General features: G+C 71.9%; 23 protein-coding genes and 2 pseudogenes. 7 read left to right on the top strand and 18 right to left on the bottom strand.

Annotated features, from left to right (window positions below):
* Window positions 1-31: 31 nt before the first annotated feature.
* Window positions 32-685, top strand: a complete 654-nt coding sequence (locus IPK37_00655) for a hypothetical protein (protein ID QQS01049.1) — start codon at window positions 32-34, stop codon at window positions 683-685.
* A 118-nt stretch (window positions 686-803) separates the two neighbouring features.
* On the opposite strand, the gene IPK37_00660 is transcribed toward IPK37_00655, so the two are convergent.
* From IPK37_00660 to IPK37_00705, 10 genes and pseudogenes are all read right to left on the bottom strand, one after another.
* Complete coding sequence (locus tag IPK37_00660; GenBank protein QQS01050.1) at window positions 804-1,127, bottom strand: MFS transporter; 324 nt, start codon at window positions 1,125-1,127, stop codon at window positions 804-806.
* 79 nt (window positions 1,128-1,206) lie between these two features.
* Window positions 1,207-2,321: pseudogene (locus IPK37_00665) on the bottom strand (IS3 family transposase).
* 43 nt (window positions 2,322-2,364) lie between these two features.
* On the bottom strand, window positions 2,365-3,489 hold the full coding sequence (locus tag IPK37_00670) for an MFS transporter (GenBank protein ID QQS01051.1): 1,125 nt from the start codon (window positions 3,487-3,489) through the stop codon (window positions 2,365-2,367).
* A 371-nt stretch (window positions 3,490-3,860) separates the two neighbouring features.
* Complete coding sequence (locus tag IPK37_00675; GenBank protein ID QQS01052.1) at window positions 3,861-4,706, bottom strand: GNAT family N-acetyltransferase; 846 nt, start codon at window positions 4,704-4,706, stop codon at window positions 3,861-3,863.
* A 28-nt stretch (window positions 4,707-4,734) separates the two neighbouring features.
* Window positions 4,735-5,898, bottom strand: coding sequence for a flavodoxin-dependent (E)-4-hydroxy-3-methylbut-2-enyl-diphosphate synthase (ispG, locus tag IPK37_00680; GenBank protein ID QQS01053.1), 1,164 nt, complete (start codon window positions 5,896-5,898; stop codon window positions 4,735-4,737).
* 79 nt (window positions 5,899-5,977) lie between these two features.
* Window positions 5,978-7,333 carry a site-2 protease family protein gene (locus tag IPK37_00685; GenBank protein QQS02581.1) on the bottom strand — a complete coding sequence of 452 codons (1,356 nt, stop codon included), beginning with the start codon at window positions 7,331-7,333 and terminating at the stop codon, window positions 5,978-5,980.
* 80 nt (window positions 7,334-7,413) lie between these two features.
* The gene (locus IPK37_00690; GenBank protein ID QQS02582.1) at window positions 7,414-8,637 is read right to left on the bottom strand and encodes a 1-deoxy-D-xylulose-5-phosphate reductoisomerase; all 1,224 of its coding nucleotides are present in this window, start codon (window positions 8,635-8,637) and stop codon (window positions 7,414-7,416) included.
* Entirely contained in the window at window positions 8,625-9,512 is an 888-nt protein-coding gene (locus tag IPK37_00695; GenBank protein ID QQS01054.1) for a hypothetical protein, read from the bottom strand. The genes IPK37_00690 and IPK37_00695 overlap by 13 nt, the downstream gene beginning before the upstream one ends.
* A complete protein-coding gene (locus IPK37_00700) occupies window positions 9,509-10,759 on the bottom strand; it encodes a WXG100 family type VII secretion target (GenBank protein ID QQS01055.1) in 1,251 nt (416 codons plus the stop codon). The genes IPK37_00695 and IPK37_00700 overlap by 4 nt, the downstream gene beginning before the upstream one ends.
* Window positions 10,759-11,055 (bottom strand): hypothetical protein, encoded by a 297-nt coding sequence (locus tag IPK37_00705; GenBank protein QQS01056.1) that lies wholly within the window; start codon window positions 11,053-11,055, stop codon window positions 10,759-10,761. The genes IPK37_00700 and IPK37_00705 overlap by 1 nt, the downstream gene beginning before the upstream one ends.
* 278 nt (window positions 11,056-11,333) lie before the next feature.
* Here IPK37_00705 and IPK37_00710 point away from each other — a divergent pair, with 278 nt between their 5' ends.
* On the top strand, window positions 11,334-11,507 hold the full coding sequence (locus IPK37_00710; protein ID QQS01057.1) for a hypothetical protein: 174 nt from the start codon (window positions 11,334-11,336) through the stop codon (window positions 11,505-11,507).
* Window positions 11,508-11,528: 21 nt separating this feature from the next.
* Here the strand turns inward: IPK37_00710 and IPK37_00715 are convergent, their stop codons facing one another.
* Complete coding sequence (locus IPK37_00715; GenBank protein QQS01058.1) at window positions 11,529-12,824, bottom strand: hypothetical protein; 1,296 nt, start codon at window positions 12,822-12,824, stop codon at window positions 11,529-11,531.
* Between the two features lie 51 nt (window positions 12,825-12,875).
* Between IPK37_00715 and IPK37_00720 the strand changes: the two genes are divergently transcribed.
* Both IPK37_00720 and IPK37_00725 read left to right on the top strand, forming a co-directional pair.
* Window positions 12,876-13,112 carry a hypothetical protein gene (locus tag IPK37_00720; protein ID QQS01059.1) on the top strand — a complete coding sequence of 79 codons (237 nt, stop codon included), beginning with the start codon at window positions 12,876-12,878 and terminating at the stop codon, window positions 13,110-13,112.
* Window positions 13,109-13,348, top strand: a complete 240-nt coding sequence (locus IPK37_00725) for a DUF1684 domain-containing protein (protein QQS01060.1) — start codon at window positions 13,109-13,111, stop codon at window positions 13,346-13,348. Before IPK37_00720 ends, IPK37_00725 begins: the two co-directional genes overlap by 4 nt.
* 84 nt (window positions 13,349-13,432) lie before the next feature.
* Here the strand turns inward: IPK37_00725 and IPK37_00730 are convergent, their stop codons facing one another.
* Complete coding sequence (locus IPK37_00730; GenBank protein QQS01061.1) at window positions 13,433-15,349, bottom strand: propionyl-CoA synthetase; 1,917 nt, start codon at window positions 15,347-15,349, stop codon at window positions 13,433-13,435.
* 547 nt (window positions 15,350-15,896) lie between these two features.
* On the opposite strand from IPK37_00730, the gene IPK37_00735 reads away from it, so the two are divergent.
* On the top strand, window positions 15,897-16,466 hold the full coding sequence (locus IPK37_00735; protein QQS01062.1) for a hypothetical protein: 570 nt from the start codon (window positions 15,897-15,899) through the stop codon (window positions 16,464-16,466).
* On the opposite strand, the gene IPK37_00740 is transcribed toward IPK37_00735, so the two are convergent.
* Complete coding sequence (locus IPK37_00740) at window positions 16,456-19,374, bottom strand: FAD-binding oxidoreductase (protein ID QQS01063.1); 2,919 nt, start codon at window positions 19,372-19,374, stop codon at window positions 16,456-16,458. The genes IPK37_00735 and IPK37_00740 overlap by 11 nt on opposite strands.
* 69 nt (window positions 19,375-19,443) lie before the next feature.
* Window positions 19,444-20,455 (bottom strand): annotated as a pseudogene (locus IPK37_00745) (LysR family transcriptional regulator).
* Window positions 20,456-20,546: 91 nt separating this feature from the next.
* On the opposite strand from IPK37_00745, the gene IPK37_00750 reads away from it, so the two are divergent.
* Window positions 20,547-21,497, top strand: coding sequence for an EamA family transporter (locus IPK37_00750; GenBank protein QQS01064.1), 951 nt, complete (start codon window positions 20,547-20,549; stop codon window positions 21,495-21,497).
* On the opposite strand, the gene rlmN is transcribed toward IPK37_00750, so the two are convergent.
* Entirely contained in the window at window positions 21,473-22,651 is a 1,179-nt protein-coding gene (rlmN, locus tag IPK37_00755) for a 23S rRNA (adenine(2503)-C(2))-methyltransferase RlmN (GenBank protein ID QQS01065.1), read from the bottom strand. The two genes, IPK37_00750 and rlmN, sit on opposite strands and share 25 nt — an antisense overlap.
* Before the next feature lie 65 nt (window positions 22,652-22,716).
* Between rlmN and IPK37_00760 the strand changes: the two genes are divergently transcribed.
* Window positions 22,717-23,478, top strand: a complete 762-nt coding sequence (locus IPK37_00760) for a hypothetical protein (GenBank protein QQS01066.1) — start codon at window positions 22,717-22,719, stop codon at window positions 23,476-23,478.
* A gap of 103 nt (window positions 23,479-23,581) precedes the next feature.
* Here IPK37_00760 and IPK37_00765 read toward each other — a convergent pair whose 3' ends face one another.
* From IPK37_00765 to IPK37_00775, 3 genes are all read right to left on the bottom strand, one after another.
* The gene (locus IPK37_00765) at window positions 23,582-24,427 is read right to left on the bottom strand and encodes a phosphatidate cytidylyltransferase (GenBank protein QQS01067.1); all 846 of its coding nucleotides are present in this window, start codon (window positions 24,425-24,427) and stop codon (window positions 23,582-23,584) included.
* A 49-nt stretch (window positions 24,428-24,476) separates the two neighbouring features.
* Window positions 24,477-25,034, bottom strand: a complete 558-nt coding sequence (gene frr, locus IPK37_00770; GenBank protein QQS01068.1) for a ribosome recycling factor — start codon at window positions 25,032-25,034, stop codon at window positions 24,477-24,479.
* A gap of 131 nt (window positions 25,035-25,165) precedes the next feature.
* Window positions 25,166-25,888, bottom strand: a complete 723-nt coding sequence (locus IPK37_00775) for a UMP kinase (protein ID QQS02583.1) — start codon at window positions 25,886-25,888, stop codon at window positions 25,166-25,168.
* Window positions 25,889-26,061: the final 173 nt, after the last annotated feature.

Below are 26,061 nucleotides of genomic sequence, written 5' to 3' on the forward strand. Positions count from 1 at the left end.
CCCGCCAGCGGCGCTGGCTACTCTCGCGGACATGACCGCACTCGGGGACACGGGCGGCTCCGCCGCCACCATCACGCAGATCCTGACCGGGCTGGGTGACCTACTCGACGCCATCCATGAGGCCCGCGGGGCGGGGCTGGACTCCTCGCTGGCCGATACGCTCAGTGCGCACCTCGGGGTCCCGGCCGACTCCCTCGCCGTGACGAAGGAGGAGATCGAGGGCCACCGGTACGTCGACCTCGACATCGCCCTCGCCGACATCGCCGGGCGCGACCCCGCCGCCACCGTCATCGGGGTCGGCGGCGGTGACATGCGCTACCACCACTCCCTGGGCGACCTGGTCGCCTCGAGGCGATACGGCATGGGTGCCACTCCCGTCGGCCAGGTCGACTACCAGAACCTCGCGGTCGGCCCCGACCGGGAGCGGGCCGTGGTGAGCTTCGGCGTACGCCTCTTCCGCTATCGGGACGTTCCCGTCGCGGCCCTGCAGCGACGAGCGAGCCCGCGGTACGGCCGGGACCGTGCCGGGCTCGAGGTGCTCTGCTCCGACGATGCCCTTGTCGCCGACCTCCTGGACGAGCTGCGGCGTCGCGCCGTCGAGCACAGCACCGCCTCGTTCGCCCGCGAGCTCGTACGCCGGGCCGGGCCGCATGGGCGCGGGCGGCGCGTCGGTGGGCCTCGATGAACCGGGCTGCGGTCCGTTCGCCACGCTGAGCTGAGGGGAAAACGACGGTACGGCGAGCGCGGTGGCCTACCGCACTCGCCGTACCCCTTCCTTGCTGCGTTTCGTCGTCAGTTGCCCCTCAGTCGAGGCGCTTGGCCTTGGTCTCCGGCATTGTCAGGACGATGAGGAACGCCACCAGCGCGACGCCCGAGACGACCCAGTAGAACTTGTCCGCCATCTTGGCGTCGGCGAGCCAGGTGATGACGTACGGCGCCATGCCGCCGAAGATGGCGACCGTGATGTTGTACCAGGCGCCGATTCCGGTCGAGCGCACCTCGGTCGGGAACAGCTCGGCCATCACCGCGGGGATGATCGCACTGGCGAACGCGAACACCGCGAACCCGATGCAGTAGAGCGCCACCAGCTTCGGGAAGCTGTTGCTGACCAGGCTCGACAGCGGCACCATCGCGACGGTGAAGAAGCCGGTGAAGATGAGTGGCGGGACCCCGAGAAGTGATCCAGGCCTTGTGAGAGTCGATCTTTCATCGGTGGGTGCATCCAGCAGCGTAGACCGCTGGCGGCTGGTAGCCGAGGGAGCTGTGGCGTCGGCGAGTGTTGTAGTCCTGCTTCCAGTCGGCGATGACGACCCTGGCCTGGGCCAGACTCCAGAAGATGTTGATGTTGAGGCACTCGTCGCGGATGCGGGAGTTGAAGGACTCGACGTAGCCGTTGCGCCATGGTTCGCCGGGTGGGATGAAGTGCAGGCCGACGCGGTCGTGGGCCCAGTGGGCCATCGCGACGCACGCGAGTTCGGGCCCGTTGTCGCAGCGGAGCACGGCCGGGTAGCCGCGCTGGGCGGCGATGCGGTCGAGTTCTTCGATCAGGTTGTCTGCGGTGATGTTGCGCTCGACCAGGCCGCCGAGGCATTCGCGGGTGTGTTCGTCGACGATGGTGGCGATCTAGATGGGTTTGCCGTCGGTGGTGGCGTCGAACTGGAAGTCGACGGCCCAAACCCTGTTCGGGGCATCGGCGGTCGGCAGGTTCGGGGTCGTGGAGATGCCCGGGCGTTTGCGGCGGCGGCGTTGCGGGACGCGTAGGCCTTCCTCTCGCCATAGTCGCTGGACCTTCTTGTGGTTCACCGCCCAGCCCTCGGCTCGCGCGTCGTGGTAGGCGTTGCGGAACCCGCGCCGAGGGTGGTTCTTGGACCAGGCGCGCAGCCAGGTGCGCAAAGCGCAGTCGGGGTCACCTGTCGTCGTCGCTGCGGGCGGCCGTCGTTGGGTCGTGCGGTTTTGCCCGGTCACCCGGCAGGCGAACCGCTCACTCACACCCATGCTGAGCATGAGGTGAGCGACGGCCGCCCGCCGGCGTTCCGGGCTCAGAAGTTTCCCCGGGCGATCTCCTTCAACGCAGCCTTCTCCAGCTCCGCGTCGGCCAGCAGCCGCTTGAGCGTCGCGTTCTCCCGCTCGAGGTCCTTGAGGCGCTTCGCGTCGTCGGCTTTCAAGCCACCGAACTGGTTACGCCAGCGGTAGTAGGTCGCCTCGGTCACCTGGAGCTCGCGGCAGACGTCCGCGACCTCCTTGCCCTCGGCCAACATCCTGTCGGCCTGGGTGAGCTTACGGACAACCTGCTCAGGCGTGTGTCGCTTCCTCGATGCCATGTCGTGTCGAGCCTTCCTGCCCACCTCGTGGGCCACAAGACTCTCACTCAACCTGGATCAACCAACCGGGGTCAGGCCATGAGGAACATCGGCTTGCGGCCGATCTTGTCCGACAGGGCCCCAGCGGGTACTGCAGGGCGATGAACAGCACCATCGCGATGGTCATCGCCATGAACACGTCGCCGGAGTCGGCCTTGAACGTCTTGACGGCCTGGCTGTTGATCGCGCCGATGAAGGTGTAGTAGACGACCGCGAACAGCATCGTCGTGCCCACCACGTGGAGCACCGACTTGGGGTAGCGGCGCAGCGTCGTCAGGAGCGGGTTCTTGATCTTCTCCATCTTCTTCGCGGCGTGCTCCTCGAACAGCTCGGACTCCTTGAGGTCCTTCCGCATGAACAAGCCGACTAGGGCGAAGATGCCGCCCAGGATGAACGGCATGCGCCAGCCGAACTCGGCCATCTGCGTCTTGTCCAGCACCTTCGCGAGCCAGTAGCCCAGGCCCGTCGCGATGATGAGCGCCGTGCCGGTGCCCATGTACATGAACGAGGTGTACCGGCCGCGCGGCTCCGGCGGGGCGACCTCCGAGAGGTAGACGGAGGTGTTGGACAGCTCGCCACCGGCGGCGATGCCCTGCGCGATGCGCGCGATGATCAGGATGGCGGGGGCCGCCCAGCCGATCTGGTTGTACGTCGGCAGCGCGCCGATCACGAACGAACCGCCGGCCATCAGCGCGACGCACAGCATCATGGCCCCGCGGCGGCCAGCCATGTCGGCGAAGCGGCCCATGAGCCAGCCGCCGACGGGCCGCAGGAAGAACGCGACCGCGAACGTCGCGAACGTCGCCAACAGCGCCGCGGTCTCGTTGCCGGAGGGGAAGATCTGGGTGGCGAAGTACACGGCGAACAGCGAGTAGATGGTCCAGTCGAACCACTCCACCGCGTGCCCCACGGTGGCCGCCAGCACGGGCCGCAGCGGGAACTTGCCGGGCGTCGGCGTGGCGTCGGGCGCATAGCCGTCGATGGTCGTGGGCCCGTACTGCGGGTCCATCACGATCTCGTGGCCGGACCCGTCGAAGGTCATGTGCACGGGCACGTCCCGGTGGGGGGCCGCCGTGGCGGATCCGGGCTGATCAGGCCCGGAGGGACTGGTCGGGGAGGCAGGCGTCATGTGGGTGCCTCTCCTGAAGATGGGCGCGCGGCAGCGCGGGCGCGGGTAAGCGTCCGATGGCGAGGCGTGGCTGTCCGCGGATCGACCGCGGCCTGACAGATCCGCTCCGAGCGGACCGTCGCGCCGGCCGCCGTACGAGCTCGGGCCGGCTCGGCGCAGCGCGCACAGGGGACCCCCCCGCCACGGCAGCGACGCCGATCGACCGACTTGAGCGTCGCTGACCTGCGCTGACGCCAGCAAGCAGTGAACGCATGTTCATCGATCAGCGGCAGCCAGCGCAGGTTGACGTGAACGTCAAGCAGCGCCGCCGACGACGAGCGGTCCGCCCAACGGTTCCCGCGCCCCGCCGAGTGGTTGCTGGGGCAAGCGCCTCAGAACAGGATCGTGGCGAAGAGCCCCACGTCCTGGAAGCCCACCCGACGATAGGTCCGCACGGCCTGGGTGTTGTAGTCGTTGACGTAGAGGCTGACCCACCCGACCTCGCGACGCGCGAGCTCGACGACCCTGGCCATCGCGGGGGCGGCGAGCCCCGTGCCGCGGTACGCCGGGTCCACCCACACGCCTTGGATCTGGCCCGCGCCGACCCCCACGGACCCGAGGTCGGCCTTGGAGAGGATGCGGCCGTCCTCCACGAGCACGTACGCCCGCTGCCGCGCGATCAGGCCACGCACCCCGTTGCGATAGGCGACCTCGCTGCCTCGATCGGTGTAGGGCGGGTAACCGATTTCCTCGGTGAACATCGCCGACGCCGCCGGCACGAGGCGGTCCAGTTCGGCCGTCTCCGCGGGCCGCACCCGCAGATCGGGCGCCACCCCGAGCGGGTCGTCCGGACCGATGGCCATGAGCGGCTGCCGCGCCCGCACCTCCAGCGGCCGCCGCCAGCTGGCCGACAGGTCGTCCCAGAGGAGCGCCACCTGCAGCGCGGGGCCGAAGATGGAGGAGTACTGGTGCTGCACGCGCCGCAACCGGTCCGCGAAGGCCGTGGCGGCGTCGGGGCCGCACTCCACCGGGATGACGTTCGCCGTCACCCAGCACAGGGACTCCAGCCGCCCCCCGGGGTAGTGCCCGAGCAGGGACCGCGAGCGATCCAGGTCGACCTCCCCGATGCGGGCGGCGACATAGCAGTTCGCCAACGGATCTCGGGCGCACAGGTCCAGCGCCGCAGCCCGGTCGGCCTCGCCGACGTACCGGACGACGCGTCCGGCGAAGGGTCTCACGAGCGGCCCCCTGCGTGCGGGGCGCAGGTCACCCGCCGACCGTCACCGTCGGGCCCGCGCCGCCGTCACCGGCCGGCTCGCCCATCTCGTCGGCCAGCCGCATGGCCTCCTCGATGAGCGTCTCGACGATCTCGCTCTCGGGCACCGTCTTCACGACCTCGCCGCGGACGAAGATCTGGCCCTTGCCGTTGCCCGACGCCACGCCGAGGTCGGCCTCCCGCGCCTCCCCCGGTCCGTTGACGACGCAGCCCATGACGGCCACCCGCAGCGGGACGGTCATCCCCTCCAGCCCTGCGGTGACCTGCTGGGCCAGGGTGTAGACGTCGACCTGGGCGCGTCCGCAGCTCGGGCAGCTGACGATCTCCAGCTTGCGCGGCTTCAACCCGAGCGACTGCAGGATCTGGTTGCCGACCTTGACCTCCTCCACCGGCGGCGCCGACAGCGAGACCCGGATCGTGTCGCCGATGCCCTCGGCCAGCAGGTGCCCGAAGGCCACCGACGACTTGATCGTGCCCTGGAACGCCGGGCCGGCCTCGGTCACGCCGAGGTGGAGCGGCCAGTCGCCCTTGCTGGCGAGCAGCTCGTAGGCGCGGATCATCGTCGGTACGTCGTGGTGCTTGACCGAGATCTTGAAGTCGTGGAAGTCGTGCTCCTCGAACAGCCCCGCCTCCCAGACGGCGGATTCCACCAGCGCCTCGGGGGTGGGTCCGCCGTACTTGGCGTACAGGCGCTTGTCCAGGCTGCCCGCGTTGACGCCGATCCGCAGCGAGGTGCCATAGTCCCGGGCCGCCTGCGCGATCTCCTTGACCTTGTCGTCGAACTCGCGGATGTTGCCGGGGTTGACGCGGACGGCGGCGCAACCGGCCTCGATGGCCGCGAACACGTACTTCGGCTGGAAGTGAATGTCCGCGATCACCGGGATCTGGGAGTGCTTGGCGATCTCTCCGAGGGCGTCGGCGTCGTCCTGGCTGGGGCAGGCGACCCGGACGATGTCGCAGCCGGCCGCGGTCAGCTCCGCGATCTGCTGCAGGGTGGCGTTGACGTCGGAGGTCAGTGTGGTCGTCATCGACTGGACGGAGACCGGGGCGTCGCCTCCGACCTCGACCGATCCGACCCGGATCTTGCGGGACGGGCGGCGCGGGGCGAGCGGCGGAGCGGCGGGAGCCGACGGCATGCCGAGATCGACGGTCATGCGCCCAGTATTCCAGCGCCGACTGCCGCCCGTCGCCACGGGTGGCCCCCTCGCCGCGACGTCCGAGCGCTCCGGCGGTTCAGAGCCGGACCGGCTTGACGAGGTCCGCGTAGATCAACAGGACCGACATGCCGATGAGGAGCGTCGCGACGGCGTACGCGAGCGGCAGCCCCTTCGCGACGTCGACGTACCCCGGGTCGGGAGCACCGCGCAGGCGGGCGACGGTACGCCGTAGCCCCTCCCACAGGGCACCCGCGATGTGACCGCCGTCCAGCGGCATGAGCGGGATGAGGTTGAAGACGAACAGCGCGATGTTCAGGCTGGCCAGCAGCATCAGGAGGATGACGGCGAGGTCGACCGGCCCGGCGAGCCGGACTCCCATGAACGTCATGGTGCTGGCGGTGTCGCCTGCCACGCGACCCACGCCGACGACCGACATGGGGCTGTCCGCGGCCCGCTCCCCCGGGCCGAAGGCGGCCTGCCCGACGGCCACGACCTTCTCCGGCAGCCGCAACACGACGCCGGCCGTCTGCTTGACGCCGTCCCAGACGATGGCCGGGGCCTGCGTGATGCTCTGGCGCTGCAGCACCGTGTTCTGCCCGGTCGAGGTGCCGATGTAGCCAGCGGTCGTCATGGCGATGCTGCCGTCTGCGTTCTTGCGGGGCACGCCGTCCGCGTCGAGCTCGGGGACCTGGTTGGCGATCGGGGTCACGGTGCGCGACACGCGTTCGCCGGCGCGCGTCACGACCACCGGGATGGGCTTGCCCGCGTTCGGTCGCACGAGGCGCGAGACGTCGGCCGCCTTGGCGACCGGGGACCCGGCGATCTCGACGATGACGTCATCCGGTCGCAGCCCGGCCGCCGCCGCCGGCGAGGGCGCGTCCGCGGCGGTGCAGGCGGTTGCATCCGCGGCCGTCCCGGTGACCGGGCGCACGCACTGGACGACGGTGCCGATGCGCCCGCCGTCCGCCTCGACCTGGCGGCCGTAGAGGGTGACGATGCCGGTGATGATGAGCGTGGCGATGAGCAGGTTCATCAGCGGACCGCCGAACATCACGGCCAGCTTGCGCGGCGTCGTCAGCCGGTAGAAGACGCGGTGCTCCTCGCCGGGCTCAATCTCCTCCATCGAGGACGTGCGCGCGTCGTCGATCATCGCCGACCAGCGCCCCGTGCTGGAGGGGCGCACCACCCCGGGCGGATCGCCGGGCTTGGGCGGGAACATCCCGATCATCTTGACGAAGCCGCCCAGCGGGATGGCCTTCAGCCCGTACTGAGTCTCGCCGATCTTGCGGCTCCACAGCGTGGGCCCGAACCCGATCATGTATTGCGGGCACTTCACCCCGAACCGCTTGGCGGGCACCAGGTGCCCGATCTCGTGCAGCGCGATGGACGCGCCGATGCCCAGGGCGACGATCAACACGCCGACGACGTACATGAGCACGGGCGGTGGCCCCTTTCGGTTCCCCGGCCACGCTGGGTGCCGGGATCGTTCTCCCAGTTGCCTTTCGGCGGGCGCTACCCGATCCCAAGCACCTCGTGGGCCCGCGCGCGGGCCCACCGCTCGGCGGACAGCACCTGGTCAACGTCGAGCGCGCCCGATTCACTCCCGCCAGCGCGCGGGTTGGCGGGGGCGTCGGCCCAGTCGCCGACGACGCGGGCGACGGTGTCGACGATGTCGGGGAAGGCGATCCGGCGCTCGTGGAAGGCGTCGACGCACTCCTCGTTGGCGGCGTTGTACACGGCCGGGAAGGTGCCGCCCGCCCGACCCGCCTGCACGGCGAGGCCCACGGCCGGAAACGCCTCGTCGTCCAGCGGCTCGAAGTCCCAGCTCTGCGCCGTGGTCCAGTCGCAGCCGGGGGCGGCGTCGGGGACCCGCTCGGGCCACGCCAGCCCCAGCGCGATGGGGATGAGCATGGAGGGCGGACTGGCCTGGGCGAGGGTCGAGCCGTCGGTGAACTCCACCATCGAGTGCACGATCGACTGCGGGTGCACCACCACGTCGATCGCGTCAAAGCCGATGTCGAAGAGCAGGTGCGCCTCGATGACCTCCAGGCCCTTGTTGACCAGGGTCGCCGAGTTGGTGGTGACCACGCGGCCCATGTCCCACGTCGGGTGGGCGAGGGCCTGCTCGGGCGTCACGGCGTACAGCTCCTCCTTGCGCTTGCCGCGGAACGGCCCGCCGGAGGCGGTGACGACGAGCCGCCGTACCTCCTCCGCCCGGCCTCCCCGCAGGCACTGCGCCAGTGCGGAGTGCTCGGAGTCGACGGGCACGATCTGGCCCGGGCGGGCGGCGGCCTTGACGATGGGGCCGCCGACGATGAGCGACTCCTTGTTGGCCAGCGCGAGGGTCGAACCGGCGCGCAACGCCGCCAGCGTCGGCAGGAGGCCGACCGACCCCGTGATCCCGTTGAGGACGACGTCGCACGGCGCGGCGGCGACCTGCGTCGCGGCGTCGGGGCCGGTGACGATCTGCGGGGTGTACGTCGGGCGGCCGGCCTCCCGCGCGGCCCCCTCGACCGCGGCGGCCACGACGTCGGCGCCGCCGTGCGCGACCCCGACGAGCGGCACCTCGAAGGCGACGGCCTGGCGCGCCAGCAGGGCCAGGCCGCCGCCCCCGGCCGCGAGTGCCACGACCCGGAAGCGGTCCGGGTTGCGGCCGATGACGTCCAACGCCTGGGTGCCGATCGAGCCGGTGGAGCCGAGGATGACGACGTCGCGGGGAGTGCTCACGACGCCGATTCTCGCGCACCCCCGCCCACAGCCGCACGGGCCGGCTCGGCCAGCAGCGCCACGGCCCAGTCCCCGAGGGTCGCCGGGTCCCGCCGAGTCAGGACGGCGGCGGCCGGGTCGTCCAGGGCGGCGGCGCCGACGTAGGCAACGTGCGGATAGACGTACGCCGTGTGCGACGTGCGCACCGGGGCGTCGTCGTGCCGGACCACGAGCTCGGCGACGAGATGCACCCCGCCGAGGACCGCGGCGCCGTCCCGGGCCGGGACGACCTCGGGCGGCCACCCCTCGAACCCTTCCTCGGCCCCTTCCTGGACCTTGTCCTTGGCACCGTCCTTCGGCCGGCCATAATCCGCCACGAGATAGGCCCTCATGAGCTCGGCCAGGGCGGACCGCGGCGCCGCCACGAACCGGTGCACGCCCGAGGGCGAGACGTCCTCGACCAGCACCTCCTCCCCGACGGCGTGGACGTACCGCATCAGCACGTCCGGACCCTGGTGGGGACCGCCCGCCCCGCCGGGCCGCCCCGCCACGATCCGCTGCGCCGCCAGCACGGCGTCCGGCTCGCGCCGGACGGCCAGGATCCACGCCAGGTCCGGGGCCACCGCGACGACGCGCTCGCCCGGGCCGGGGGCCCGGCCCGCATCGTCGTGCGGCTCGTCGGCATAGCGGAGCAGGGCCCGCGCGAACAGGCTGCGCAGCGCGGTGGAGCGCGCGATGTCCCGGGCGGTCGCGTCGATGCGGTCGAGGTACGGCAGGCTCACCACTCCCTGGTCCGCACCGTCGATCGCGAGGATCTCCTCGTCGGTCAGGGTGAGCAGCAGCCGACCCGCGCCGCTCGGCACGGCGCTCACCAGCCGACCCGCGCCGCTCGGCACGGCGCTCACCAGCCGAACCGCGGCCGGGGCACCAGCGCCCGCAGCCCGGCGCCGATCCGGTCGCCCACCTCTGCCGCCGTGTCCCGGACCGCGGCGCCCGCGTCGCTGGCCGCGTGACTCACCGCGTCTCCGACGGCCCGACCCGCCACCCGGGCCTTCCCCGCCACGGCATCCCGGCCGGCCGCAGCGGCCGGTGCGACCCGATTCCAGGCGTTCGTGGCCACCCGTTTAATGTCGTCGCGGTGGTCGTAGACCCAGGTGCCGAGCTTGTAGGCACCGTATCCCGTAACGAGGGCCATGCCCACGGGGTTGGCCGCCGAGGCCAGGAGCACCACGGCGCCCACCCCGCCCGCGGCGCCCGCCACGCGGGTGGCCACGTCCCGGAACCCCGGGTGCTCGGGGTCGCCGTTCATCAAGTCGCCGAAGCCCTCCCAGGCCGTCATGCCCAGGTTGATGCGGCCACCGACCGTCTTGAGCACCGCGAACCGGTCGAGCAGGCCGGCGGCCTCGGCACCCGGCACGGGTCGCCCCGTGAAGACCTTGCTGGCCGCGCCCAGCTTCTGCTCCGCTCCGGCCAGTTCGGCGGCGGCGGCCTCGGTCAGCGGCATCGCCTCGCGCCCGATGGCCGCGATGGCGGCCCGCGCCCGAAAGGCGTCCACGGTCGCCCTGGTCTTCTTGACCAGCGACGTGCCCTCCCCCACCTTGTCGTTGAGCGTCGTGAGGAAGGTCCAATCCGGCGCGGGCATCCCGGCGACCTCGCCGAGCGTGCCGAGCGGCGGGGGTGCCGTCAGGGCGGCCTCGAAGGCGGCCCGCTCGAGCTCGTGCCGCCGCACGATCTCCTCCGCGGCCGCGCAGACCCGGTCTCGCGCCGCCGCCACGTCGGCCAGCTCGGGCTGGTCGACGCCGACCGGCGCCGTGGCGGCCGCCTTGACCCGGAGCAGCAGTTCCTCCTCGCCGAGGCGGAGCTCCCGCTGGGAGAGTCGAGCCAGCTCGTCCTGGGCGTCCTGCAGGCGCTCGGCGTACCGCGTGCCGGCGTCGGCGACCTCCGCCAGACGCGCCCCGGTCCGGCGGCAGGCCTGCTCCGTCCGCTGCGCCGCGCCGCCGAACGCCACCGCCGCCGGGCCCGACCAGGTGCCGGTGATGCTGCCGGCGGCGCCCGCGAGCGCCCCGCCGGTCTCGGTCAGCTCCTTGCTGGCCTGCGCGATCCGCTCGGCGCCGGAGCGGACGAGCGTCGGCGAGCCGACGATGACCTTCATCACCTCCTCGCAAAGGTCATCGTGGTGGCGCCCTCGACGGAGTCGTAGGAGCGGCCGGCCAGGCTCAGCCCGCCGCCCACGACGCCCACCGCCTGGGCGCAAGCCGAGACCGCCTCGGTCCACCGGCGCGCGGCGCCTCCGGCGGCTCCCGCCAGGCCGGGATCCATCACCCCGCCGGCCACCTGCCCGAAGCCGGCCGCCACGACGGCCACGTCGAGCGCGCATCGGTCACCGGACCGGCTCACCGCGCGGGCGGCGTCCTCGATGGACCCCGTGTCGACTCGTGCCGAGACCATGCCGACCCCCTTCTGCGCCGGCGCGGGCGGCCGGCGTCGCCGCCTAGGACACCAGCTGCGGGTTCCGGCCGGCGCCGGGCCGCGCGCCGGCTGTGGACGAGCGCGCGGAGCCGGGGGGATGTGGACGAGCTGGTCCCTTCGGCAGGACCGTGCGGTAGTGCCCCCCGGGGTATCGTTGAGTCTGGACGTGAACACGCGAACACTCGTTCACCTCCGCGGCACCGAGCATCGTCGTGGCGACCCCCGAGGGTCGCGGCGACCCGACGACAGGACCACGCATGAGCAGCGACGGACTGAGCCTGGGCTACCGGATCGGGTGGCGCCTGCGCAAGATCGCCATGACGTTCTTCGGGCCGGCGCAGCTGGGCTCCGAGGACCCGACGCGCAAGCTGTACGCCGAGCGCGAGGCCAAGATCGCCGAGGCCCGGGCGAAGAAGGCCCAGCGCGGCTGATCGCCGGCGGGGCCGCCGGCCTCAGTCCAGCCCGCCGATGGCCTGGACCCGGAGCCGGACCACGTCCCCGGGCAGGTAGCCCACCGGCAACTCCTCCGTCTCGACCACGTGCACCGAGGAGTCGAGCGCGCCGGCCAGCACCGCGCGCTGGCGGGCGAGCGACTCGGCCTCCCGGGTCGCCGCGGCCCGCGCGCCCGCGTCGCCGGAGACGATGCGGTCCACCACCCCGCCGATCCGGGTTCGGGCGGCGCCGACAGCCGCGGCGACCGTGCCGTACGCCAGCCTGATGGCCTCGAATCGCTCCGGCACCCGACGTACCTGCGGGCCCACCAGCACCACCGGAAGTGACCGCCCGGGGTCGACGGCGCGGACCGCCCGATCCAGGGCGGCGGCATCCTCGGGAGCAGCCACCGGCACCGTCTCGGCGCGGCGCAGGCTGACCGGGATGCCGGCCGCGACCGTGTCGTACGGCGTCTGCCGGGCCAGCCCGCGCTGGGCCACCCCCACCGTGCCGCCCCGCTCGTCGACGGTCACGACCACGCAGTCCGGGTGCCCGCTGAGAACGGCGGCCCCGTGGATCGAGCAGGCCTGGCCGGACCAGAGCGTCAGCACGGGGTAGCGGCGGCCGAACGTCATCTCGACCGCGGTCCCGTCGTTCTGGGCGAGGTAGACGCGCGCGCCGGGAATCGCGGCGGCCACCTGCGCGGTCGTCGCGATGGCGGTGCGCTCGGCCAGCGCCCCCAGCGCCGCGTTGAGGATCGTCGCGTTCTCGCGTTCAAACAGCCCGATCGTGCCGATCTCGTGGGACAGGCTGACCCGCAGGCCCGGTACGCCGAGTGCGAGCCGCGCCGCCGCCGCGATCTCGTCGGCGTTGTTCACCGGGGAGAACACCGCGGTAATCGCCGCCGCCCCGATGCCGCCCGCGCGCAGCCGCCGCGCCACCCGATCCAGTTCGGCGCCGTCGACGCCGCGCGAGGGACGTCCATCGAACGTGTGCCCCCCGGCGCACGAGTAGACGTGGCCCCCCACGGCCTCCCGAAGCTCCGTCGGCCAGCCCGCCATCGGCGGCGCCGTCTCGGCCTCCGTCGGGAACAGGCGCACGCAGGCGGTGGGCTCCAACACCGCGGGGGTCACGATCGCGGCGCTCGGCCCCGATCGGGTCACCGTGACCGCCCGGGCCCGCGCCGCCGCCGGCTCCAGCGCGACCAGTTCGGCCAGCACGTCCGCCAGGTCGCCGACGCCGAGCCCGGGCCCGACCACGCCCGGGAGCTGGCCCGGCGCATCGAGGAGGACCTGCGCCAGCCCCCGCCGGGGCATCGCATCGCCGTCGGGATCGGCTCCCCCCAGCGCGACGTCGGGGGCATCGGCGTGACGTTGGCCGAGGCGCGGCAGGCCGCGCTCATCGCCGCCACGAGCGCCCGGGCGGTGTCCGTGCGGGTGCTGCAGGAGGTCGGGCCGTCCCGGCTGTTGCTGGGCTGGTATTCCTCGGAGGCCTTCGCGGACTACGCCCGGGAGTTGCTGGCGCCGTTGCTGGGCAACGACGAGCCGGAGGTCCTGCGCTGGACTACGAGCTGCTGGCGTTCGCCGACTCCGGGCTCCTGGTGATCGTCTTCGCCGACGGCACCACCGGCTCCGAGAGCTACGCGCCGGGGCGCTTCCTGAAGTTGCCGCTGCCCCCCGAGGGCGGTCACCTGACGCTCGACTTCAACCGGGCGTTCATCCCGCCGTGCGGGTTAAGCTACTTCTACTCCTGCCCGGTCCCGCCGCCGCAGAACCGCATCGCGGCGCCGATCCGCGGCGGGGAGAAGCGGGTGCGGTTCCACTCCGAGGGCGGCCACTGACGGCTCCGGGGACATTGAAGGGCCGGTACGACGACTCGTCGTACCGGCCCTCCCCCCGCCCGGTGGGCGGCGCGCGTTACCGCGTCACTCGACCGTGCCCTGCCCCGGCCGCAAGACCGGGCGCAGCTTGTCGAGAACGCTCGCGTCCTCGATCGTGCTGGGGACCTGCGCCTCCTGGCCGTCCGCGATCTGGCGCATGGTCTTGCGCAGGATCTTGCCGGACCGCGTCTTCGGCAGCGCCATGACCACGTCGACCATCTTCAGCGCGGCCACCGCGCCGACCTCGTCGCGGACCCGCTGGACGAGCTCGGACTTCAGCTTCTCCGCCACCGCCGGATCCGTGACGTCGACGCCCGACTTCACGACGACGAACGCGCGCGGCACCTGGCCCTTCATCTGGTCGGCGACGCCGATGACGGCGCACTCGGCGACCTGCGGGTGACCGGCCAGGGCCGCCTCGATGGCACCGGTGGACAGGCGGTGACCGGCGACGTTGAGCACGTCGTCGGTGCGGCCCATGACGTAGATGTAGCCGTCCTCGTCGATGTAACCGCCGTCACCGGTGAGGTAATAGCCCTCGTACGCCGACAGGTAGCTGCTGACGTAGCGCGCGTCGTCCTGCCACAGCGTCGGCAGCGTGCCGGGGGGCATGGGCAGCTTGATCGCGATCGAGCCCTCGGTGCCGGCCGGGACCTGATCGCCCTTTTCGTCGAGCACCTGGACGTCGTAGCCCACGGTCGGCACGGAGGGCGAGCCCGGCTTGACCGGCAGCTCCTCGACGCCGACCGGGTTGGTGGCGATCGGCCAGCCGGTCTCGGTCTGCCACCAGTTGTCGATGACCGGTACGCCGAGGATGTTGTGCGCCCAGTGGTAGGTGTCGGGGTCGAGCCGCTCGCCGGCCAGGAACAGCCGCCGCATGCTGCTGATGTCGTGGCCCTCCAGCAGCTTGGCCTCCGGGTCCTCCTTCTTGATGGCCCGGAACGCGGTGGGCGCCGTGAACAGCGAGGCGACCTTGCACTTCTCGATGACCCGCCAGAACGCCGAGGCGTCCGGGGTGCCGACGGGCTTGCCCTCATACATGACCGTCGAGGCGCCGGCCAGCAGCGGCGAGTAGACGATGTAGCTGTGGCCGACGACCCATCCGACGTCGCTGGCCGCCCAGAACGTCTCGCCCGCGCCTACGCCGTACAGGTTCGGCAGCGACCATGCCATGGCGACCGCGTGCCCGCCGTTGTCGCGCACGATGCCCTTGGGCTTCCCCGTGGTGCCGGAGGTGTAGAGGATGTACAGCGGGTCGGTGGCGGCCACCTCGACGCATTCGGCCGGCTCGATGGCGTCACTGTTCATCAGCTCGGTGAAGTCGAGGTCCCGCTCGCCCATCTCGGCGGGGCTCTGCTCGCGCTGCAGCATGACCACGTGGTCCGGCTTGTGCGAGCTGCGCTCGATGGCCTGGTCGAGGAACGGCTTGTAGGGGATGACGCGACTGGGCTCGATGCCACAGCTCGCCGCGATGATGACCTTCGGGGTCGCGTCCTCGATGCGCGCGGCCAGCTCCGCGGGGGCGAATCCGCCGAAGACCACGGAGTGGATCGCGCCGATGCGGGCGCACGCGAGCATCGCCATGAGGGCCTCGGGGACCATCGGCATGTAGATGACGACGCGGTCGCCCTTCTCGACGCCCAGCGAGCGCAGGACGCCGGCGAACTTGGCGACCTTCTCCAGCACCTCAGCGTAGGTGTATTGCGCGGAGGTGCCGGTGACCGGGCTCTCGTAGTAGACCGCGACCTGCTCGCCCCGTCCGTTGATGACGTGGCGGTCGAGCGCGTTGTAACAGGTGTTGAGCGTCCCGTCGGCGAACCACCGATAGAACGGCGGGCGGGAGTCGTCAAGGACGATCGTCGGCTTCTTGATCCAATCGACGACCTCGGCCGCCTGGCTCCAAAAGCCGGCCGGATCCGAGGCACTTGAGGCGTGGACTTGTGCGTATGCGCCGGTAGTCATGGGGGAATGATGTCGGAGCCCGTCGCGAGCGTCCTGTGATGCGCGCCACCAATTTGTCCCAGGGACGCTCGTTTCGGCGGACGGTCGCTCCGGGCGACGGATGGGCGTTCACCCCACGATGTCGGTGTCTCGCGAGGTGACGGGTGCCTGGCGGTTCGCCACAGCCGCGCCGGCGCGGGACCCCTACAATCCCGCGCCGGCGCTTCCCCTGTGCACGCCGAGGCCCATCGCGCTCGGCGCTCACGCCGCCGGCGTCGCCAACCCCCTACAGTCGGCGGACGGCGTCGTGGCTCACGGACCGCAGTTCCCCCACGGTCGCCCTTATTGTCACAAATCTCGCGGCCGGCCTCGATCACGAAATCGACACAGGACGGAAACGAGTTGGCCCGTGCGGCCGGTCGGCCGCCCCGCATCAACCCAGCCCAGTCCGTTGCGCACAACGCGCGAACAATTCCGGGACGAAAGTCCTGGCGAGTTCCGTAGTTGAATATTGCACTTTAAGGGTGAACCCCGGATTACCCGCCGGGTCAGACCCCAGGAGCCACCCATGCCACGGAAGACCCTCGACCTTTTGCTCTCCAGCACCGGAGCGATCTTGGCAATTGTTCTGCTCATCGCGGGTGGTCTGCTGACCTGGGCGGCCAACTTCGCGAGCGGCACGGTCTCGGATCAGCTCTCGGCCCAGCGCATCACGATGCCACAGGGACAGGCGATCGACAGCCTCGAAAAGGATTCCGACAAGGCCGAGCTGCGCCCCTTCGCCGGCCAGCCGCTCGACAACGGTCCGGCCGCCAAGGCGTACGCCGACCACTACACCCTCGCCCACATGAACAAGTCCTCCGCCGGCAAGACCTACAGCGAGGTCAGCAGCGCCCAGTCCGCGGCCGCCAAGGACCCGGCGAAGGCCGACGAGGCCAAGAAGCTGCTGGAGCTGAAGCAGTCGCTCTTCCAGGGTGACGCCCTGCGCAGCATGCTCCTCACGGCGTACGCGTTCGGCACCATCGGGACCATCGCCCGCATCGCCTCCGTCGTCGCCTTCATCGGGGGCGCCGTCCTGTTGCTGCTGGCCCTGCTCGGCTTCAGCCACGCGCGCAAGGCGGGCGCCGCTACCGCGTGACCTCCTCCAGGACCTCCAGCACGTGCCGGTAGGTGTGCCCGGTCGCCCGGGTCATCCCGATCTCGCAGGTGCGGTTGGTCGAGACGTAGGCGTCGTACGGACGCGTGGTCGCCTCGCGGGCTTCGGCCCGCGTGGCGGCCGCCGTCAGTTCCGGGTGCAACATCCCGCGGTCGCCGGCGAAGCCGCAGCACCCGGCGTCGGTGGGGACCACGACGGTCGTGGCGCACCGATTCGCCACCGCCACGAGGGCCTCGACGTCGCCCGCGTGCCGATCCGAGCAGGTCGGGTGGACCACCATCGAGTAGAGCGTCCGCCGGGTCGTCAGCTTGTCCAGCACATGATCGGCGACATACCGTACGGCGTCCATGGTCCGGACGCTCGCGAGTCGATCCGCGAGCGGGCCCTCCCCGGCGTGCCGCAGGTCCTCGACCAGCTCGTGCAGGCCATGGCTGCACGAGCTGGCCTCCGTCACCACCGGCAGGCGGCCCTCGTCGCTGGCCTCCAGCAGCGTCCGCGCCGTCCGCACCGCCATCGCATGCAGCCCCTGCCGCATGCCCTTGCTGCGCCAGACCGTGCCGCAGCAGCGCTCCTCGACCCCGCGCGGCAGCGTCACCGCCACCCCGGCGCGGTCGCACAGCGTGAGGAACGCGAACGCGGCCCCGCCCATCGGCTTTCGGCCCAGCACCCCCTCGCCGGCGGGTCCGAACAGCTCGCCCATGCAGGACGGGAACAGCACCACGTCGCCGGGCTCGTGCCGCGACGCCGTACGGCGGCTCACCCCCGGTCCGGGCAGGTCGTCACCCACGAGCGGGACGAGGTCGGTGGGCAGCACGGTGCGGGCGGCGCCGGTGGCGCCGGTCAGGACCGCGGGCGGTACGGCGTCCGCGATGCCCACTCCCCCGCGCAGCAGGGTGAGGGCCTTGCCCCAGTTCACGGCCAGCAGCCGGCCGACCTCCTCGCTCGTGGCGTTCTGCCGGGCCGCGCGCTGGGTCTTCATGAGCTTGCCCGTGTCGATGGCGACGGGGCAGTTGAGCAGGCACAGCGAGTCCACGGCGCAGGTGTCCACCGCGTCGTACCCGAAGTCCTTGGCGATCGCCGCCCGCTCCGCCTCGCCGGCCGAGGCCATGTCGCGCATGAGCGCGATCCGCTGCCGCGGGGTCGTCGTGACGTCGCGACTCGGGCACACCGGCTCGCAGTAGCCGCACTCGACGCACTTGTCGACGTTGGGGGCCTCCTCGGGCGGCACCCCCACCGGAGCGCTGACCTTCAGGTTCTTCAGGTGCGCCGTCGCATCGTCGGAGATGATGACGCCCGGGTTCAGCGTGCCGCCCGGGTCGAGCAGGGCCTTGAGCTCGACCATCACGGCGTACAGCTCGTCGCCGTACTGGCGCCGCACGTACGGCGCCATGATTCGCCCGGTGCCGTGCTCGGCCTTCAGCGAGCCATTCGCGTCCAGCACGAGGTCGACCATGTCCTCGGTGAACGCGGCGAAGCGGTCGACCTGGGTGGGGTCGGCGAGATCGGCGGTGATCATGAAGTGCAGATTCGCGTCGCGGGCGTGCCCGAAGATCACCGATTCCTCGTAGCGGTGGCGGGCACACAGGTCGGCCAGATTGCGCACCGTGTCGGTCAGCGCCGGCATCGGCACGACGAGGTCCTCCAGCATGGCGGTCGTGCCGGTGGGCCGGGCGCCGGCGACGGCGGTGTAGAGCCCCTTGCGGACGTGCCACGCCGTGGCGCGCTCGCCGGGGTCGGTGGTGAAGACGCCGGGGGCGGCCAGCCCACCGAGCCCGCGCACGAGCGGCTCGACGCTCGCTAGGCGCTCCGCGAGCGCGTCGTGCTGCTCCTCCTGCAGCTCCACGAGCAGCGCCGTGTGTGCCCGGACGTCCAGTCCGACCAGTTGGGGCACCACCTTGGCGCCCGCCTGGGCGACCCGCAGGCTCGCGGCGTCCATGAGCTCGGCGGTGCGGGCGCCGGCGTCGATGAGGGCCGGCAGCGCGTCGGTCGCGTGCGAGATCGCGTCGAAGACGAGCAGGGCGGTGGCCGCGTGGGGGTAGACGGGGACGGTGCGGAAGGTGGCCGCGATGATGAAGCCGAGCGTGCCCTCGGAGCCGACCATGAGGTGGGCCAGGATCTGCGCCGGCTCGTCGTGGTCGAGGAAGCTGTTGAGCCCGTAGCCCATCGTGTTCTTCATCGAGAACTGGTGCCGGATGCGGCGTACCGAGTCGTCGTTGCCGCGGATCCGATCCCGCAGCCGCGCGATCCCCTCCCACAGCGCGGGCTCGTCGTGCTTGAAACGCGCGTCCGCATCGGCCTCGCTGGTGTCGACGACCGTCCCGCTGAGCAGCGCGAACCGCAGGCCGTCCAGGGTCTGGTAGGTGTTCGCGGTCGTCCCGCAGGCCATGCCCGAGCTGTTGTTGGCGACCACCCCGCCGACGGTGCAGGCGATCTCGGAGGCGGGGTCGGGGCCGAGGGCGAGCCGATGCGGCGCGAGGCGTGCGTTGACGGCCCGGATGGTCGCGCCGGGCTGGCAGCGGACTCGGGCGCCGTCGTCGAGGACGTGGATGCCGCGGAAGTTCATCCGGGTGTCGATGAGCACCCCGTCGGTGCCGGCCTGGCCGGACAGGCTGGTCCCGCCGGAGCGGAATGTGACGGGTACGCCGTGCCGCGTGGCCACCCGCAGCGCCGAGGCGACGTCGTCGCCGTTCCGCGCGACGACCACCGCCTGGGGCCGCAGCAGGAAGTGGCTGGCGTCGTGGCTCATCCGGGCCAGGTCCAGGGGCCTCGTCTTGACCTGGGCCTCGCCGAGGATCGTGCGCAGCTCGCGCTCCACCGCGTCGAAGGACGCCGGACGGGGGGCCGCCGCCGGGGCCGTCGTCGAACTGGGCTGGGAAGTGGACACGGTCATGGCGACCTCCTGGGTGATCAGTCGGCGAGCGCCAGCGGGCGCCGGCGGGCGCGCGGGGAGGCGGCCAGCCTAGCCCCGGCGGGGTCCACCCGCCTCAGCATGGCGCGCCTCGGCCCTCCGACCGGCGTCGGCCAGGAGGGCGAGAACCACGCGCACCGCGGCGCGTTCGGCACGATCGGGCCGCACCAGGGCGACGACGAACCGCCGGGACGGTACGTCGAGCAGCGGCAGCGTCACGAGTCCCGACCGGGGCGGAGTCGTGAACCGCGGCAGGACCGCGATGCCGTGCCCGGCGCTCACGAGCGCGGCGACCAGGTGGTTGTCGCGCAGCCGGATGACGGGCTCGATCGTGTACCCCGTGGCGGCCTCCACGCCACGCCGCACCCGGTCGAATGGATAGCCCTCCGGCACCCCGATCCAGGGCTCGCCGACCAGGTGGACGGCGCGCAGGGCGGCCCGCCGCGCCAGGCGGTGGCCGGCGGGCAGCGCGACGTCGAGGCTTTCCCGAGCCAGGGTGTGTCGCACGAGCCCGGCGGGCTTGGCCGGCCGGCCGCGCCCGCGGGCCCGGTCTTGCGTGGCGTTGCCGGTGGCGTTGGCGGTGGCCTCGCCACTGGCGGCCAGCGACGGATCCAGGGTGTGCGCAACGACGATGTCGTGGTCGGCAGACAGGGCGGCGAAGGCGTGCTCGGCGACGTCCTCCTCGGCCAGCTCGACACGGAGGTTGCGCCCGGAGTCCTCCTCCGCGAGCCGCGTGAGGACGGTCGGCAACAGCGCCTCCAGCGCGCTCGGCAGGCCGGCGATGCGGACGGTGCCGACGGGCTCGGTGTGCAGGTCCGACAGCTGCGCGTCGGTGCGCCAGCAGGGTCGCCACCTCGACGGCCCGGTCCGCCAGGAGGTGGCCCGCCTCGGTGAGCCGCAGCCCACGTCCGGCCGGCTCGACCAGGCGGGTGTGGGCGGCTCGTTCGGCCGCCTTGAGCTGCTGGCTCACCGCGGAGGGGGTGCGATGGGTGGCCCGGGCCACGGCGGCCAGGGTGCCTCGATCGCGCAGCTCGCGGAGCAACTCCAGGTGCCGGACCTCCATCCGACCAGTGAAGCACAGTGAAGTGCAGCTTCACTTCACCGATATCACAATGAACTGGTGCTGACTAATCCCGGTCAGTCATGCTCGGGTCATGTCGACCCGCCACCGCCTGCTCGCCGCCGTCGTCACGATCCTGTGGGGCGTCAACTTCACGGCCATCCACGCCTCGCTGCAGACATTCCCCCCGTTGCTGTGCGCCGCGATCCGGTTCGCCTTGCTCGCGGTGCCGACGCTCCTCTTCGTCCCTCGCCCCACCCGTGCCGATGGCTCGCTGGTGCCGGCCCGCTGGCTGCTCGGCTACGGACTCGGCTTCGGCGTCGCCCAGTTCGCGTTCCTCTACACGGGTATGGCAGCCGGGATGCCGGCCGGGCTGGCGTCCCTGGTGTTGCAGGCCTCGGGGCCCTTCACGCTGGTGCTGGGCGCCCTACTGCTGGCGGAGCCGGTGCGCCGCCGCCAAGGGGTGGGCGTCGCGGTGGCCGTCGCCGGGCTCGGCGTGGTCGGGATGGCCCGCGCCGCGACCGCCTCGCCGTGGCCGTTCGTGCTGGTGCTCGCCGGGGCACTGGGGTGGGCCTTCGGGAACCTCGCCAGCCGGCAGGCCGCGCCGGCGCAGCCCCTGCGCCTGGCCCTGTGGATGTCGGTCGTGCCGCCGCTACCGATGCTCGCGCTGTCGCTGGCCGTCGAGGGTCCGGCGCGCATCGGCGTCGCGCTGCGCGCCGCCGGCACCGCCGCGGCGCTGCCCGCGTGGCTGGGGCTGCTCTACACGGTGCTCCTGGCGACGGTCGTGGGGTCGGGGCTGTGGACGTGGCTGCTGGCCCGCCACCCGGCCGGGGTCGTGGCCCCGTTCTCGATGCTGGTTCCGGTGGTGGGGATGAGCGTGGCGGCGCTGGCCTTGGGTGAGCGGCCGGCCGCGGCGGAACTGGTGGGCGCCGTCCTCGTCATCGCGGGGGTGCTGATCGGCTCCGGCGGTGCCCGGGTACGCCGTACGACGTCCGATCCGACTCCGGCGACCGGCGCGACTCAGGCGGTCGTCGCCGCCAACTGACCGCACGCCCCGTCGATCTCGCTGCCGCGGGTGTCCCGCACGGTGGTCGTGATGCCGTGCGCGCGGAGCCGCTCGACGAACTGCTGCTCGACCCCCGGACGCGAGGCGGTCCAGCGGGACCCGGGGGTGGGGTTGAGCGGGATGGGGTTGACGTGCACCCAGCCGGCGCCGCGAGCGGCGAGCTTCTCGCCCAGTAGGTCGGCGCGCCAGGCCTGGTCGTTGATGTCGCGGATGAGGGCGTACTCGATGCTGACCCGGCGGCCCGTGGCGTCGAAGTAGCGGCGGGCCGCGTCCAGAGCGGCGTCGACGGGATAGCGCACGTTGATCGGCACGAGCGTGTCGCGCAGCTCGTCGTCCGGGGCGTGCAGCGACAGCGCGAGCGTGACGGGAATGCCCTCGCCGGCGAGTCGATCGATGCCCGGCACGAGCCCGACGGTCGACATCGTGAGTCCGCGGGCCGACATGCCGAGCCCGTCGGGGGGTGGCGCCACCAGCCGGCGGATCGCGGCGATGGCGCGGGTGTAGTTGACCAGCGCCTCGCCCATTCCCATGAAGACGACGTTGCTGACCCGCAGCGCGGCGGCCGTGTCGCCCTCGCCGTCGACCTCCCCTCGGCCGCCCCCACCGACCTGACCTTCGCGCAGGAGGCGCGCCCCGGCGACGACCTGCTCGACGATCTCGGCGGTGGACAGGTTGCGGGTGAATCCCTCCTGCCCGGTCGCGCAGAACGGGCAGTTCATGCCGCAGCCGGCCTGGCTGGAGATGCACATCGTGACGCGCTGCGGGTAGCGCATGAGGACCGATTCGATGAGGGCGCCGTCGTGGAGTCGCCAGACGAGCTTGAGGGTCGCGCCGTCGTCGGCGGACAGCGTGCGCACGGGCGTGAGGAGGGGCGGGAGCATCGCCTCGACCAGGTCGGCGCGGCCGGCCTTCGGCAGATCCGTCATCGCCGCGGGGTCGATGCTCAGGTGGGCGAAGTAGTGGGTGGACAGCTGCCTGGCGCGAAAGCCTGGCTGGCCGAGGGCCTCCACCGCCGCCTTGCGGCCGGGCATGTCCAGATCGGCGAGGTGCGTCGGCGGCATCGTGCGGGCCGGGGCGGAGAAGGTCAGCTGGCCTGGTTCGGGGCGGCGGGCGGGGCTGGCGGTCGAGCTCATGGTGCTCCCAGTCTGTCAGCCCGGGTCGGCGACGCCTATTGTGGGCGCCATCGAGAGGGGATGCCATGGGCCTGCGGGACTTCCTGCGCCGGGCCTTCGCCTCGGGCGGTTCCGGTGACCCGCGCGATGCCGGCGACCGCTCGGCGGATCGCGACGACGCCGACGGCCAGGGGGTGGACGACCGGCGGGCGCGGGGGGATGCCGCGCTGCGGGACGGTCTGCGGCTTCGGCTGGTGTCGGTCGACTCGCTGCCGACGGTGGAGGGGTTGCCGCACCTGCGGGCCGTGGCGCCCGGGGTGGTGGAGGTGCTGACCCTCGATCTGGGAGACCGGGTGATGCTGCCGCCCACCGAGCAGGTGAGCCGGCTGGGATCGCCGAGCGACCTGGTCGACCTGGGGCGCGAGCAGTTGCGTGGCCTGGTGGGGCCGGGGCTGCATCGCCGGGAGGTCAAGGCCCAGGACGGGCTCCGGTTCTGTTTCGCGCACGGGCGGGGGTCGGCGACGTCGAGTTTGGCGTTGGTCCTGCCCAGCGTGTTGGCGTTTCTCGAACCCGGGGTGGATGTCCGTCGGGGGGTGGCCGTCGCGGTGCCCGATGGGCAGCATCTGGCCTATCGCACGATCGACGGGTTGGAGTCGATCATGGCGTTGGGGCCGATGGCGGCGTTCACCCGGAACGGCTTTGACGACGCGGACCCGGGGATTAGCCCGGAGGTCTACTGGGCGCGGGGGCCCCGCCTGGACCAGTGGGAGCAGTTGACGCGCCAGTCGTCGGAGGGCATCGAGATCCACGTGCCGGCGGCCCTGACCGCCCTGGTCGAAGAGGACTGACGAAGGACGCAGCGGAGGGTGGCCCCGAGCGCAGCGAGGGGGCGCCCGCAGCGGAGTCCGAGGAAGGCCACCGATAAGCCCAAGGACTGACGAGGAGCGCCCGTCAGCTCGGGGGCAGCAGGTGGGTGAACATGAGCCACGCCATCGGCGCGACCACGAGCAGGCTGTCGATCCGGTCGAGGATGCCGCCGTGGCCGGGCAGGATCCGGCCGAGGTCCTTGACGCCGAGGTCGCGCTTGATCATGGATTCGACGAGGTCGCCCAGCGTGGCGAGCCAGACCACGACGAAGCCCATGACGGCGCCGGCCCACCACGTACCGCCGAGCATCGCCGGGACGGCGATCGCGCCCACGGCTACGCACGTGGCGGTCGAACCGGCGAACCCTTCCCAGGACTTCTTGGGACTGACCGAGGGTGCCATGGGGTGATTGCCGGCGAGCACTCCGACGGCGTACCCGCCGATGTCGCTGGCGATCGTGATCATCACGAAGACGAGGACGCGGGTGGGGCCGTTGGCGGCGTCGTGCAGCATGAGCGCTGTGAACGCGGCCTGGAAGGGGACGTAGCCGACGGTGAACGCTCCGGCGCTGACGTCTCGAGCGGCGCCGTCGAGACCGCCGGCCGCGCGCCACAGGACCAACAGGAGCAGGGTGCCGGCCATGGTGAGCAGCAGGGCGCCCGCGCCGCCGAGGAAGGCGGCCGGACCCATGACGGCGGTGGCGATGAGGCACGGGATGTACGGCAGCTTCACCTTGCCCTCGGCGAAGCCGCGGCGCAGCTCGAACACGCCGACCAGCAGGGCGACCGTGTAGAGCAGGACCCAGCCCCATCGCACGAGGAACAGGCTGGCGAGGATGAGCGCGCCGAGGAACAACCCGACCCCGATCGCGACGGGCAGGTTGCGGCCGGCTTTGGGCGCCTTCGCGGGCGCCGGGTGCGCCTGGGTCATCGAGGACAGGGTTCGCGTCGTGGCGTGTCGTGGCGTCCGGGTCGCGTCCTCACACCTCGAGGAGCTCGGATTCCTTGCCCTTGAGCAGGGTGTCGACGAGGTCGGTGTGCTTCTTGGTGAGGGCGTCGAGTTCCTTCTCGCTGCGCACTCCCTGGTCCTCGCCGATGCCGCCGTCCTTGATGAGCTTGTCGATGGCGTCCTTGGCGTGGCGCCGGATGTTGCGGATGGAGACCTTGGCGTCCTCACCCTTGCGGTGCGCCATCTTGATGTAGTCCTTGCGCCGTTCCTGGGTGAGCTCGGGCAGGACGCACCGGATGGCATTGCCATCGTTGCTCGGGTTGACCCCGAGGTCGGAGTCCCGAATCGCCTTCTCGATGTTGTGCATCGACCCCTTGTCGAACGGGGTGATGAGCATGGTGCGCGCCTCCGGGGTGTGGAAGCTGGCCAGCTGCTGCAGGGGGGTGGGTGCGCCGTAGTAGTCGACGAGGAGCTTGGTGAACATCCCGGCGTTGGCTCGGCCGGTCCGGATCCCCGCGAAGTCCTCCTTCGCGACCTCGACGGCCTTCTCCATCTTCTCCTCGGCCTCGAACATCGTCTCGTCCAGCATGGCTGCTCCTCGTCGTCCTTCCTCGGCCGGTCACCTGGTCCGCCGTACGGTGGACCAGGTGACCGGGCCGACCCCCGCCGCACGCGGGCCTGGGGCTCATCGTGTCAGAGATTGCGATGGCCGGGGCCCGCTCAGCCGGCGTACACCTCGGTGCCGATCAGCTCGCCCTGCAGCGCGCGGCGGATCGTGTCCTCCCCCTTCATGCCGAAGACGATCATGGGGAGCTTGTTCTCCATGCAGAGGCTGAATGCCGCCGCGTCGACGACCTTGAGGCCCTGGCTGAGCGCGTCGGAGTAGGTCACCCGGTCCAGCTTGTGCGCGTCGGGGTTCTTGCGGGGGTCGGCGTCGTAGACCCCGTCGACGCCGTTCTTGCTCATGAGGACGGCGTCGCAGCGGCATTCCAGGGCGCGCTGGGCGGAGACGGTGTCCGTGGAGAAGTACGGCATGCCGGCGCCGGCCCCGAAGATCACGATGCGGCCCTTCTCCAGGTGCCGCATGGCCCGCCGCGGGATATAGGGCTCCGCGACCTGGCCCATCGTGATCGCCGTCTGGACCCGCGTGTCGATGCCCTGCTTCTCCAGGAAGTCCTGCAGGGCGAGGCAGTTCATCACGGTGCCCAGCATGCCGATGTAGTCGGCCCGCGCCCGGTCCATGCCGCGTTGCTGCAGTTCGGCGCCGCGGAAGAAGTTGCCGCCGCCGACGACGATGGCGACCTCGACCCCGGTCTTCGCGGCGTCGGCGATCTGCCGGGCGATGCCCTTGACGATGTCGGGATCCACGCCGATGGCGCCCCCGCCGAACGCCTCCCCGGACAGCTTCAGCAGGACCCGGCGGTAGCGCGGTGCGGAGGGGATCTCGCTGATGTCGGTGCTGCTCGGGTTCGTCACAAAGCCTCCTCATGGGGCCAACCGGGGTCGGTGGAATCCTCGCATAACCGCCACCGACCGCGAAAAGCGGCCTGACGAGGGCGGGTGCCACCGCACGACGACGGGAGCCCGTCACCCTGCCGGGTGACGGGCTCCCGTCG

Origin of the sequence: Austwickia sp. (assembly GCA_016699675.1) — a bacterium.
Taxonomy (GTDB): Bacteria; Actinomycetota; Actinomycetes; order Actinomycetales; family Dermatophilaceae; genus Austwickia.